General features: G+C 57.6%; 11 protein-coding genes and 2 tRNA genes. 12 read left to right on the top strand and 1 reads right to left on the bottom strand.

Features of this window, described 5'->3' with window-relative positions:
• The first annotated feature begins 160 nt into the window (after nucleotides 1-160).
• The 4 genes from carA (at nucleotide 161) to ABH909_RS28420 (ending at nucleotide 5,542) form a co-directional block, all read left to right on the top strand.
• On the top strand, nucleotides 161-1,297 hold the full coding sequence (carA, locus tag ABH909_RS28435) for a glutamine-hydrolyzing carbamoyl-phosphate synthase small subunit (protein ID WP_429439579.1): 1,137 nt from the start codon (nucleotides 161-163) through the stop codon (nucleotides 1,295-1,297).
• A gap of 117 nt (nucleotides 1,298-1,414) precedes the next feature.
• Complete coding sequence (carB, locus tag ABH909_RS28430) at nucleotides 1,415-4,636, top strand: carbamoyl-phosphate synthase large subunit (RefSeq protein ID WP_008067204.1); 3,222 nt, start codon at nucleotides 1,415-1,417, stop codon at nucleotides 4,634-4,636.
• Nucleotides 4,633-5,109, top strand: a complete 477-nt coding sequence (greA, locus tag ABH909_RS28425) for a transcription elongation factor GreA (protein ID WP_007942892.1) — start codon at nucleotides 4,633-4,635, stop codon at nucleotides 5,107-5,109. Before carB ends, greA begins: the two co-directional genes overlap by 4 nt.
• A 28-nt stretch (nucleotides 5,110-5,137) precedes the next feature.
• Complete coding sequence (locus tag ABH909_RS28420) at nucleotides 5,138-5,542, top strand: MFS transporter (RefSeq protein ID WP_429439575.1); 405 nt, start codon at nucleotides 5,138-5,140, stop codon at nucleotides 5,540-5,542.
• A gap of 9 nt (nucleotides 5,543-5,551) precedes the next feature.
• Here the strand turns inward: ABH909_RS28420 and ABH909_RS28415 are convergent, their stop codons facing one another.
• On the bottom strand, nucleotides 5,552-5,860 hold the full coding sequence (locus ABH909_RS28415) for a YhbY family RNA-binding protein (protein ID WP_429439572.1): 309 nt from the start codon (nucleotides 5,858-5,860) through the stop codon (nucleotides 5,552-5,554).
• A 101-nt stretch (nucleotides 5,861-5,961) separates the two neighbouring features.
• Here ABH909_RS28415 and rlmE point away from each other — a divergent pair, with 101 nt between their 5' ends.
• The 8 genes from rlmE (at nucleotide 5,962) to ABH909_RS28375 (ending at nucleotide 12,408) form a co-directional block, all read left to right on the top strand.
• Entirely contained in the window at nucleotides 5,962-6,591 is a 630-nt protein-coding gene (gene rlmE, locus ABH909_RS28410; RefSeq protein WP_007900501.1) for a 23S rRNA (uridine(2552)-2'-O)-methyltransferase RlmE, read from the top strand.
• Nucleotides 6,592-6,793: 202 nt separating this feature from the next.
• Nucleotides 6,794-8,704 (top strand): ATP-dependent zinc metalloprotease FtsH, encoded by a 1,911-nt coding sequence (gene ftsH / locus ABH909_RS28405; RefSeq protein ID WP_429439569.1) that lies wholly within the window; start codon nucleotides 6,794-6,796, stop codon nucleotides 8,702-8,704.
• Between the two features lie 8 nt (nucleotides 8,705-8,712).
• The gene (folP, locus tag ABH909_RS28400; RefSeq protein ID WP_429439566.1) at nucleotides 8,713-9,564 is read left to right on the top strand and encodes a dihydropteroate synthase; all 852 of its coding nucleotides are present in this window, start codon (nucleotides 8,713-8,715) and stop codon (nucleotides 9,562-9,564) included.
• A gap of 16 nt (nucleotides 9,565-9,580) precedes the next feature.
• Entirely contained in the window at nucleotides 9,581-10,918 is a 1,338-nt protein-coding gene (gene glmM, locus ABH909_RS28395; protein WP_429439564.1) for a phosphoglucosamine mutase, read from the top strand.
• 66 nt (nucleotides 10,919-10,984) lie between these two features.
• A complete protein-coding gene (gene tpiA / locus ABH909_RS28390; RefSeq protein WP_429439561.1) occupies nucleotides 10,985-11,740 on the top strand; it encodes a triose-phosphate isomerase in 756 nt (251 codons plus the stop codon).
• A 4-nt stretch (nucleotides 11,741-11,744) separates the two neighbouring features.
• Nucleotides 11,745-12,128, top strand: coding sequence for a preprotein translocase subunit SecG (gene secG, locus ABH909_RS28385; RefSeq protein WP_030128079.1), 384 nt, complete (start codon nucleotides 11,745-11,747; stop codon nucleotides 12,126-12,128).
• Between the two features lie 21 nt (nucleotides 12,129-12,149).
• Nucleotides 12,150-12,235: transfer RNA gene (locus ABH909_RS28380), tRNA-Leu, on the top strand.
• Between the two features lie 96 nt (nucleotides 12,236-12,331).
• A tRNA-Met gene (locus ABH909_RS28375) sits at nucleotides 12,332-12,408 on the top strand.
• The last annotated feature ends 42 nt before the right edge of the window (nucleotides 12,409-12,450 follow it).

Genomic DNA, 12,450 nt, shown 5'->3' with positions numbered 1-12,450 from the left:
GTAGACCAAAAATGCCTTTTTCTGTAAGCTACAGCTTTAGTGTGTCCACTAAAAGCGCGCAGAATAATTCGATGAAAAAGCGGGGTGACGTGTCCATACGTCACTCCGCTTTTTTACAACCTGCGATCGCCCTTTCAGGCTTTATTTACGGGAGGTCTTCTTGACTAAGCCAGCCATACTCGCCCTTGCTGATGGCAGCATTTTTCGCGGCGAAGCCATTGGAGCCGACGGTCAAACCGTTGGTGAGGTGGTGTTCAACACCGCAATGACCGGCTATCAGGAAATCCTTACCGATCCTTCCTACGCCCAACAGATCGTTACCTTGACTTATCCGCACATCGGCAATACCGGCACCACGCCGGAAGACGCCGAGTCCGACCGTGTCTGGTCCGCTGGCCTGGTCATTCGTGACCTGCCACTGGTTGCGAGCAACTGGCGCAACACGATGTCCCTGTCCGACTACCTGAAAGCCAACAATGTGGTGGCAATCGCCGGTATCGACACCCGTCGCCTGACACGCATCCTGCGTGAGAAAGGCGCACAGAACGGCTGCATCATGGCCGGTGACAACATTTCCGAAGAAGCCGCCATCGCCGCCGCCCAGGGCTTCCCTGGCCTCAAAGGCATGGACTTGGCCAAAGTCGTCAGCACCAAAGAGAAGTACGAGTGGCGCTCGACTGTCTGGGACTTGAAGACCGACAGCCACGCGGCCATCGACGCTTCCGATCTGCCGTACCACGTGGTTGCCTACGACTACGGCGTCAAGGTCAACATCCTGCGCATGCTGGTCGAGCGCGGTTGCCGCGTGACTGTAGTACCTGCGCAGACTTCGGCCGCCGAAGCGCTGGCACTGAAACCGGACGGCGTGTTCCTGTCCAACGGCCCGGGCGACCCTGAGCCATGCGACTACGCGATCCAGGCAATCAAGGATGTGCTGGAAACCGAGATCCCGGTATTCGGTATCTGCCTCGGTCACCAACTGCTGGCTCTGGCCTCCGGCGCCAAGACCCTGAAAATGGGTCATGGCCACCACGGTGCCAACCACCCGGTCCAGGATCTGGACAGCGGTGTGGTGATGATCACCAGCCAGAACCATGGTTTTGCCGTAGACGAAGCGACCCTGCCAGGCAACGTTCGGGCGATTCACAAATCGCTGTTCGACGGCACCCTGCAAGGCATCGAGCGTACCGACAAGAGCGCCTTCAGCTTCCAGGGTCACCCTGAAGCCAGCCCTGGCCCGAACGACGTAGCGCCACTGTTTGATCGCTTCATCAACGAAATGGCCAAGCGACGCTAATCGCTCGCCCTGATGTAGCGAAGCCTGAGGGCGGTCCCGAAACCGGTGGCCCCCTCAAGGCTTCAGAGATTGAACAAGACGGCTTGCCGACTGACCTGCGGATTTGAGTGACAACCCATGCCAAAACGTACAGACATTAAAAGCATCCTGATTCTCGGCGCTGGCCCGATCGTGATCGGCCAGGCCTGCGAATTCGACTACTCCGGCGCCCAGGCCTGTAAAGCCCTGCGCGAGGAGGGTTACCGCGTCATCCTGGTGAACTCCAACCCGGCCACCATCATGACCGACCCGGCCATGGCCGACGCCACCTACATCGAACCGATCAAGTGGCAGACCGTTGCCAAGATCATCGAGAAAGAACGTCCGGACGCGCTGCTGCCAACCATGGGTGGCCAGACTGCCCTGAACTGCGCCTTGGACCTGGAGCGCGAAGGCGTTCTGGAGAAGTTCGGCGTAGAAATGATCGGCGCCAACGCTGACACCATCGACAAGGCCGAAGACCGTTCGCGCTTCGACAAGGCGATGAAATCCATCGGTCTGGACTGCCCGCGTTCGGGTATCGCCCACAGCATGGAAGAGGCCAACGCGGTTCTTGAGCGCCTGGGCTTCCCGTGCATCATTCGTCCGTCTTTCACCATGGGCGGCACCGGTGGCGGTATCGCTTACAACCGTGAAGAGTTCGAAGAAATCTGCGCCCGAGGTCTGGACCTGTCGCCGACCAAAGAGTTGCTGATCGATGAATCGCTGATCGGCTGGAAAGAATATGAGATGGAGGTTGTCCGCGATAAGAAGGACAACTGCATCATCGTCTGCTCCATCGAAAACTTCGACCCGATGGGCGTGCACACCGGTGACTCGATCACTGTTGCGCCAGCACAGACCCTGACCGACAAGGAATACCAGATTCTGCGTAACGCCTCCCTGGCGGTGCTGCGCGAGATCGGCGTCGAGACTGGCGGTTCCAACGTCCAGTTCGGCATCTGCCCGAACACCGGCCGCATGGTTGTGATCGAGATGAACCCGCGGGTATCCCGTTCCTCGGCCCTGGCCTCGAAAGCCACCGGTTTTCCGATCGCCAAGGTCGCGGCAAAACTGGCCGTCGGTTACACCCTCGACGAGCTGTCGAACGACATCACCGGTGGCAAGACCCCGGCGTCCTTCGAACCGTCCATCGACTACGTCGTCACCAAGCTGCCACGCTTCGCCTTCGAGAAATTCCCGAAAGCCGACGCGCGCCTGACCACTCAAATGAAGTCGGTCGGTGAAGTCATGGCCATCGGCCGGACCTTCCAGGAATCCCTGCAGAAAGCCCTGCGCGGTCTGGAAGTGGGCGTTTGCGGCCTGGACGAGAAGCTCGACCTGAGCAACCCGGAAAGCATGAGCATCCTCAAGCGCGAACTGACCGTGCCGGGCGCCGAGCGTATCTGGTACGTCGCTGACGCGTTCCGCGCCGGTCTGTCGGTCGAAGATATTTTCGGCATGAACATGATCGATCCGTGGTTCCTGGTGCAGATCGAAGATCTGATCAAGGAAGAAGAGAAGGTCAAGACCCTGGGTCTGGCTAGCATCGACCACGACGTGATGTTCCGCCTCAAGCGCAAAGGCTTCTCCGACATGCGTCTGGCCAAGCTGCTGGGCGTAACCGAGAAAGCTCTGCGTCGCCACCGTCACAAGCTGGAAATCTTCCCGGTCTACAAGCGCGTTGACACCTGCGCAGCCGAGTTCGCCACCGACACCGCTTACCTCTATTCGACGTACGAGGAAGAGTGCGAAGCCGCGCCGTCGGGCCGCGACAAGATCATGATCCTTGGCGGCGGTCCAAACCGTATCGGCCAGGGCATCGAGTTCGACTATTGCTGCGTACACGCGGCACTGGCCCTGCGCGAAGATGGTTACGAGACCATCATGGTCAACTGCAACCCGGAAACCGTGTCCACCGACTACGACACCTCCGATCGCCTGTACTTCGAGCCAGTGACCCTGGAAGACGTACTGGAAATCGTCCGGGTCGAGAAGCCGAAAGGCGTGATCGTCCAGTACGGCGGCCAAACCCCGCTGAAACTGGCGCGTGCCCTGGAAGAAGCTGGCGTGCCAATCATCGGCACCAGCCCTGACGCCATCGACCGTGCCGAAGACCGTGAGCGCTTCCAGCAAATGGTTGAGCGTCTGAACCTGCGTCAGCCACCAAACGCCACCGTGCGCAGCGAAGACGAAGCGATTCGTGCCGCGGCCAAGATCGGTTATCCGCTGGTGGTTCGTCCGTCCTACGTACTGGGCGGCCGCGCGATGGAAATCGTCTACGAAGAAGAAGAGCTCAAGCGCTACCTGCGTGATGCGGTGAAAGTGTCCAACGACAGCCCGGTGCTGCTCGATCACTTCCTCAACTGCGCGATCGAAATGGACGTGGATGCGGTCTGTGACGGCACTGACGTGGTGATCGGCGCGATCATGCAGCACATCGAGCAGGCCGGCGTTCACTCTGGTGACTCTGCGTGCTCCCTGCCGCCGTATTCGCTGCCTGCACACATCCAGGACGAGATGCGCGAACAGGTCAAGAAAATGGCCCTGGAACTGGGCGTTGTCGGCCTGATGAACGTTCAGTTGGCGCTGCAAGGCGAAGACATCTACGTCATCGAAGTCAACCCGCGCGCTTCCCGTACCGTACCGTTCGTGTCCAAGTGCATCGGTGTTTCCCTGGCAATGATCGCGGCTCGCGTGATGGCCGGTAAAACCCTGAAAGAAATCGGCTTCACCAAAGAAATCATTCCGAACTTCTACAGTGTGAAAGAGGCGGTGTTCCCATTCGCCAAGTTCCCTGGCGTGGACCCGATCCTGGGCCCGGAGATGAAGTCCACCGGTGAAGTGATGGGCGTGGGTGACACCTTCGGCGAAGCCTTTGCCAAAGCCCAGATGGGCGCCAGCGAAGTGCTGCCGACTGGCGGTACCGCGTTCATCAGTGTGCGTGATGATGACAAGCCGCTGGTTGCAGGCGTGGCCCGTGATCTGATCAACTTGGGCTTTGAAGTGGTCGCCACTGCCGGTACTGCCAAGCTGATTGAAGCCGCAGGCCTGAAAGTGCGTCGTGTGAACAAGGTGACCGAGGGACGTCCGCACGTGGTCGACATGATCAAGAATGACGAAGTCACTCTTATCATCAACACCACCGAAGGTCGCCAGTCGATCGCCGATTCCTACTCCATTCGTCGCAACGCCTTGCAGCACAAGATCTACTGCACCACGACCATTGCTGCTGGCGAAGCTATCTGTGAAGCGCTGAAGTTCGGTCCCGAGAAGACCGTACGCCGCTTGCAGGATTTACACGCAGGATTGAAGGCATGATCAAATACCCAATGACCGTCCAGGGCGCGAAAGCCCTGGAAGAAGAACACGCTCACCTGACCAAGGTCGTCCGTCCGAAGCTCAGCCAGGACATCGGTACGGCCCGCGAGTTGGGTGACTTGAAGGAAAACGCCGAATACCACGCTGCTCGCGAGCAGCAGGGTATGGTCGAGGCGCGGATTCGCGACATCGAAGGCCGGATTCAGAATCAGGTCATCATCGATGTCACGACCATTCCTCATACTGGCAAAGTGATTTTCGGCACTACCGTTGAAATCGCCAACGTCGAGACGGATGAGCGCGTTACTTACCACATCGTGGGTGAGGATGAGGCTGACTTCAAACTCGGCAAGATTTCCGTGGGTTCGCCACTGGCTCGCGCCTTGATCGCCAAGGAAGAGGGTGATGTGGTTGCCGTGAAAACGCCGGGTGGCGTTATCGAGTACGAGATTGTCGAAGTTCGCCACCTCTGAAAGAAGGCGCCCGCTACGTGCGGGCGCCATGCTTTGGCAGCTGACCCAAATGTTGTGGGTTGGCGGCCTGTGGCTGTTGCACATCGGTCTGCTGCCGGTGCTGGGGCGAGTAGGCCTGGCACCGCTGCTGATCGACGAAATCGCAGGCATGCTGAATACGCTGATGGTGGGATTTGCCACGGCGTGTGTGATTTTTCAGGTTTTGGTGCTGGTTCAGGCCGAGGGCCTTGCCAGTCTATGGCGCGATATTCGTGGGCAACTGCTGATGATGGCGCTGTATGGGGGCGCGATGTATTTCGCGGTCCACGTCGGCTGGCCGCAGGCGGCGCATTGGCAGCTGTTCAGCTATCTTGTTCTGGGATTTTCCGGGCTGGTGCTGGTGATGCAACCGGTGCCGGGATGGAGTGTGAGGGTGCGCGAAGCACACCCTTGACCCTTGTCATCACTTGAAGCGATGGACGTTCGACAGCTGCTTGTTGACGCTGAAGTTCTTGCGGTAAATCAGTGCCATCTTGCCGATGACTTGAACCAGATCTGCTTTGCCGGCCTTGCAGAGTTCTGCAATGGCTGCCAGGCGCGATTCGCGATCGAGGATGTTGAGCTTGATTTTGATCAGCTCGTGATCCGCCAAAGCGCGTTCAAGTTCGGCTAACACACCTTTAGTCAAACCGTTGTCAGCCACAATCAAAACTGGTTTCAGATGGTGGCCAATGGATTTGTACTGTTTCTTCTGCTCTTGAGTGAGCGGCATAATCTGACCCTTTAGTCTGGATTCTGTAAAATGGCGGCCATTTTACCCGAGGGTTCGTGGATCCGCCCAATTAATCACGACCCTTATCATCGAGGTGCCCAATGGCGCGTTCCAAGACAAGCCTTGGTTGGCTGAAAAGACATGTCAATGATCCCTATGTGAAGCAGGCGCAGAAGGATGGTTACCGCTCGCGTGCGAGTTACAAGCTTCTGGAGGTCCAGGAGAAATACAAGCTGATCCGTCCTGGTATGAGCGTTGTCGACCTGGGTGCGGCGCCCGGCGGCTGGTCGCAGGTCACTAGTCGGCTGATCGGTGGTCAGGGGCGTCTGATCGCCTCGGACATCCTGGAAATGGACAGCATTCCGGACGTGACTTTCATTCAGGGTGACTTCACCCAGGACGAAGTGCTCGCTCAGATCCTTGAAGCCGTGGGTAATTCGCAGGTGGACCTTGTGATTTCCGATATGGCCCCCAATATGAGTGGTACGCCTGAGGTGGACATGCCAAAAGCCATGTTTCTATGTGAGCTGGCTCTTGATCTGGCGGCTCGGATACTCAAGCCGGGTGGTAATTTCGTTATCAAGGTGTTTCAGGGTGAAGGGTTTGATGCTTACGTGAAGGACGCTCGTCAGAAATTCGACAAGGTCCAGATGATCAAACCGGACTCCTCCCGTGGCAGTTCCCGCGAGCAATACATGCTGGCTTGGGGCTACCGCGGCCGTAGTGAGTAAATCGAGGTTTTTTTGCGGGTCGATAGGTTTTTCGTATTTCGTCCCGTGAGCATTAGCGAATATTGTGTAGAAAGTGTTTCACAAAGGGTTACAGACGGCGCCTGCCAGAGCCGTAGGTAATGTAGTAAGTTAGGCCGGTGAATATCATGCGAAGCACGCGCCATCAGCGGAGCTTGCTTCAGAGGGTAGTTAATTGAACGATATGGCAAAGAATCTGATCCTGTGGTTGATCATCGCGGCTGTCCTGGTGACGGTGATGAACAACTTCTCCAGCCCTAACGAGCCGCAGACCCTCAACTATTCCGACTTCATCCAGCAGGTCAAGGATGGCAAGGTCGAGCGCGTGGCGGTTGATGGCTACGTGATTACCGGCAAGCGCACTGATGGCGACAGCTTCAAGACCATCCGTCCGGCAATCCAGGACAATGGCCTGATCGGCGATCTCGTGGATAACCGTGTGGTAGTCGAAGGCAAACAGCCTGAGCAGCAAAGCATCTGGACTCAACTCCTGGTCGCAAGCTTCCCGATCCTGGTGATTATCGCTGTCTTCATGTTTTTCATGCGGCAGATGCAGGGCGGTGCTGGCGGCAAGGGCGGGCCTATGAGCTTCGGCAAAAGCAAGGCGCGTCTGCTCTCGGAAGATCAGGTGAAAACCACCTTGGCTGACGTTGCCGGTTGCGACGAAGCCAAGGAAGAAGTTGGCGAGCTGGTCGAGTTCCTGCGTGATCCGGGCAAGTTCCAGCGTTTGGGCGGTCGCATTCCTCGTGGCGTGCTGATGGTCGGTCCTCCTGGTACCGGTAAAACCTTGATCGCCAAGGCGATTGCCGGCGAAGCCAAAGTGCCGTTCTTTACTATTTCCGGTTCCGATTTCGTCGAAATGTTCGTCGGTGTCGGTGCCAGTCGTGTGCGTGACATGTTCGAGCAGGCGAAGAAACACGCGCCATGCATCATCTTCATCGATGAAATCGACGCTGTCGGTCGCCATCGTGGTGCCGGCATGGGCGGCGGTCACGACGAGCGCGAACAGACACTCAACCAGTTGCTGGTAGAGATGGACGGTTTCGAAATGAATGACGGCATCATCGTCATCGCAGCGACCAACCGTCCCGATGTACTGGACCCTGCATTGCTGCGTCCGGGCCGTTTCGACCGTCAGGTCGTGGTCGGTCTGCCGGATATCCGCGGTCGCGAGCAGATTCTCAAAGTCCACATGCGCAAAGTGCCAATGGGTGACGACGTCGCTCCGGCCGTGATTGCACGTGGTACTCCTGGCTTCTCCGGTGCCGACCTGGCCAACCTGGTGAACGAGGCGTCGTTGTTCGCAGCCCGTGCCGGCAAGCGCATCGTCGAGATGAAAGAGTTCGAACTGGCCAAAGACAAGATCATGATGGGCGCCGAGCGCAAATCCATGGTCATGTCCGAGAAAGAAAAGCAGAACACTGCTTATCACGAAGCCGGCCACGCTATCGTCGGTCGTGTCGTACCTGAGCATGATCCGGTCTACAAAGTGTCGATCATCCCGCGCGGTCGTGCGCTGGGTGTGACCATGTTCCTGCCGGAAGAAGATCGCTACAGCCTGTCCAAGCGTGCGCTGATCAGCCAGATCTGCTCGCTGTACGGTGGTCGTATCGCTGAAGAGATGACCCTGGGCTTCGACGGTGTCACCACCGGTGCATCCAACGACATCATGCGTGCCAGCCAGATCGCACGGAATATGGTGACCAAGTGGGGCTTGTCGGAAAAACTCGGTCCGTTGATGTACGCCGAAGAAGAGGGTGAAGTGTTCCTCGGTCGTGGCGGCGGTGGTCAGCATGCCAGCTTCTCCGGCGAGACAGCCAAGCTGATCGACTCCGAAGTGCGCAGCATCATTGACCAGTGCTACGGCACGGCCAAGCAGATCCTTACGGATAACCGTGACAAGCTCGATGCCATGGCGGATGCCTTGATGAAGTACGAGACGATCGATGCCGATCAGATCGATGACATCATGGCGGGTCGTACGCCTCGCGAACCTCGCGACTGGTCTGGCAGCAGCGATACTTCCGGTACGCCTCCGGCGGTACAGGACGGGCGTCCGGAAACACCCATCGGTGGCCCGGCTGCTGACGTATAAGGTTTGAAATGACTTCTGTTCAGTCCTCGACCCGGTTGCCTTGCGGCAACCGGGTTCTTGATTTGGCCCAGACGCATGTCATGGGCATTCTCAATGTCACTCCCGACTCCTTTTCCGATGGCGGCCGATACAGTCAGCTGGATGCGGCTCTGCGCCACGCCGAAGCGATGGTGGCGGCTGGCGCGACGCTGATCGACGTTGGTGGTGAATCGACCCGACCCGGTGCCAGGGCAGTTTCACCGCTTGAAGAGCTTGAGCGTGTAGCGCCTATCGTTGAGCGCATCAGTCGTGAACTCGATGTGATCATCTCGGTCGATACCTCCACACCGGCAGTTATGCGTGAAACCGCAAGGCTGGGGGCGGGTTTGATCAATGATGTGCGTTCGTTGCGCCGGGACGGAGCTCTGGATGCGGCAGCGGCCACCGGCTTGCCGGTATGTCTGATGCATATGCTCGGTGAGCCGGGCGACATGCAGGACAATCCGCAGTACCAGGATGTGACGAAAGAGGTCGGCGAGTTTCTCGCTGAACGCATGGTCCAGTGCGCGTCGGTGGGCATTCCCGCTGAACGGATCATTCTCGATCCGGGCTTCGGCTTCGCGAAAACCTTGCAGCACAATCTGAGCCTGTTTAAGCATTTGGAAGCCTTGCATGCCTTGGGGCGGCCCCTGTTGGTCGGGGTTTCGCGAAAGAGCATGATCGGGCAAGCCTTGAATCGGCCGGTGGGGGAGCGCCTGCATGGCGGTTTGGCGCTCGCGGCACTGGCTTCGATCAAGGGCGCGCGTATATTGCGCGTCCATGATGTCGCCGAAACCGTTGATGTGGTGCGGATGATCGCCGCCGTAGAATCAGCCGAATAAGAATGATGGAGTACTTATGAGCAAGAAATATTTTGGCACTGACGGCATTCGTGGTCGGGTCGGTGAATACCCGATTACTCCTGATTTCATGCTCAAGCTTGGCTGGGCGGCAGGCATGGCTTTTCGCAGCATGGGTGCCTGCAAGGTGCTCGTGGGCAAAGATACCCGGATCTCCGGGTACATGTTCGAGTCGGCGCTTGAGGCCGGGCTGACCTCGGCAGGTGCTGATGTGATGCTCCTGGGGCCGATGCCGACGCCGGCCATCGCCTATCTGACACGTACCTTTCATGCTGAAGCCGGCATCGTGATCAGCGCTTCGCACAACCCTCATGATGACAACGGCATCAAATTTTTCTCCGGGAAAGGCACCAAGCTTCCCGATGAAGTCGAATTGATGATTGAAGAGTTGCTCGACACCCCGATGACCGTGGTTGAATCGAGCAAAATCGGCAAGGTATCTCGAATCAACGATGCTTCGGGCCGTTATATCGAGTTCTGCAAGAGCAGCGTTCCGACCGGTACCAGTTTTGCCGGGCTGAAGATCGTGATCGACTGTGCCCATGGTGCGACCTATAAAGTGGCGCCTAGTGTGTTCCGTGAGCTGGGGGCCGACGTTGTTGTGCTTTCTGCCCATCCTAATGGCCTGAACATCAATGAGAATTGCGGTTCAACCCATATGGAGCCGCTGCAAGCTGCCGTGTTGGCCGAGCACGCCGATTTGGGTATTGCCTTTGACGGTGATGGTGACCGGGTTCAGATGGTCGATCACACCGGCACTGTCGTCGACGGTGACGAGTTGTTGTTTATCATTGCTCGCGATCTGCAAGAACGCGGCAAGTTGCAGGGTGGTGTGGTCGGTACGCTGATGAGTAACCTGGGGCTGGAGTTGGCCCTGGCGGATCTGGCGATTCCTTTTGTGCGCGCCAACGTTGGCGACCGTTACGTGATCTCCGAGTTGCTGGAGCGCGATTGGCAGGTGGGTGGGGAGAACTCGGGGCACATTGTCTGCTTCAGTCACACCACGACTGGTGACGCAATTATTGCCGCGTTGCAGGTGCTGATGGCCCTGAAAAGGCGCGTTGAAGGCCTGGCTCAGTCTCGTCAGGCGTTGCGCAAGTGTCCTCAGGTGCTGATCAATGTCCGTTTTGGCGGTGGTGCGAATCCGCTCGAACATCCGACCGTCAAGGAGGCCAGCGACCGTGTTACTCAGGCGATGGCCGGTCGTGGGCGAGTACTGTTACGCAAGTCCGGGACAGAGCCGCTGGTGAGGGTCATGGTCGAGGGTGAGGACGAAACGCAGGTTCGCGGTTATGCCGAAGAGCTCGCAAAACTGGTAACTGAAGTTTCTGCCTGATTTCGGCTTGCCAGCCATGATTGTGTTGGGTAACATCTGCGCCCACTTTGACCGACGAGGTACAGCATGCGTCGCCCTATGGTAGCTGGTAACTGGAAGATGCACGGTACCCGCGCCAGCGTCGCTGAGCTGATCGATGGCCTTAGTCATCTGGCCTTGCCGAGCGATGTTGATGTCGCGGTATTCCCGCCTTGCTTGCATATCAGTCAAGTGATTGATGGCTTGAAAGGAAAGTCGATTTCGGTCGGCGCGCAGAATTCTGCAGTGGAATCCAAGCAAGGTGCATTGACCGGTGAAGTTGCGCCGAGTCAGTTGGTGGATGCAGGTTGTTCCCTGGTGCTTGTCGGGCACTCCGAACGCCGCCAGGTAATGGGCGAGCAGGATGGAATGCTGATTCGCAAGTTCGCAGCGGCACAGGCATGTGGCTTGATTCCGGTGTTGTGCGTAGGGGAGACCCTGGAAGAGCGCGAAGCTGGAAAAACTCTTGAGGTTGTCGGGCGTCAGCTTGGCAGTATCATTGAGGAGCTGGGTGTAGGTGTCTTTGCAAAGGCAGTAATCGCTTACGAGCCGGTCTGGGCCATTGGCACCGGGCTGACTGCTTCGCCGCAACAAGCGCAGGATGTGCACGCAGCCATTCGCGCTCAGTTGGCGGCAAATAATTCTGAAGTCGCGCAAGGTGTGCGGCTTCTATACGGCGGCAGCGTGAAGGCGGCCAATGCGGTCGAACTGTTCGGCATGCCGGATATCGATGGGGGGCTCATTGGTGGAGCTTCCCTGAATGCAGATGAGTTCGGTGCGATTTGTCGCGCCGCGGGAAACTGAAAAAATGCTGGAAACAGTCGTAGTCGTTTTTCATCTGCTGGGTGCATTGGGCGTAGTTGCTCTGGTTTTGCTGCAGCAGGGTAAAGGTGCGGATGCTGGCGCGTCTTTCGGAGCAGGTGCTTCAAATACTGTGTTCGGAAGCCAAGGTTCCTCTACCTTTCTTAGTAAGTTTACTGCTATACTTGCCGCCGGTTTCTTCATAACCAGCTTGGGGTTAGGTTACTTTGCTAAAGAGAAGGCTCATGAGCTGACTCAAGTAGGTTTGCCAAACCCGGCAGTGTTGGAAGTTCCAAAGCAACAACCGGCTTCTGATGATGTCCCGGTGCTTCAAGAGCAAAAGTCGGCTACTCCAGCGACTGACGTGCCTCCAGCTCAAGAGCAGAAGTAAGAAGGTTTAAAACGTAGTATTGCCGAGGTGGTGGAATTGGTAGACACGCAACCTTGAGGTGGTTGTGCCCATAGGGTGTAGGGGTTCGAGTCCCCTTCTCGGTACCAATTATCAGGAGAGCCCGCTGTTGCGGGCTTTCTTGTAGGTGGAAGGTTACATTGACCCTGTCAGGGATCGGTCGTATACTTCCGCCCCAGCTTTGTCGCGGGGTGGAGCAGTCTGGTAGCTCGTCGGGCTCATAACCCGAAGGTCGTCGGTTCAAATCCGGCCCCCGCAACCAGTTTAAGGAGCCCCTTTTAAGGGGCTTTTTGTTAGCTGGACA

The organism is Pseudomonas sp. BS3782 TE3695 (assembly GCF_050435305.1).
Taxonomy (GTDB): Bacteria; Pseudomonadota; Gammaproteobacteria; order Pseudomonadales; family Pseudomonadaceae; genus Aquipseudomonas.
This window is presented reverse-complemented; position numbering and strand designations above follow the sequence as displayed.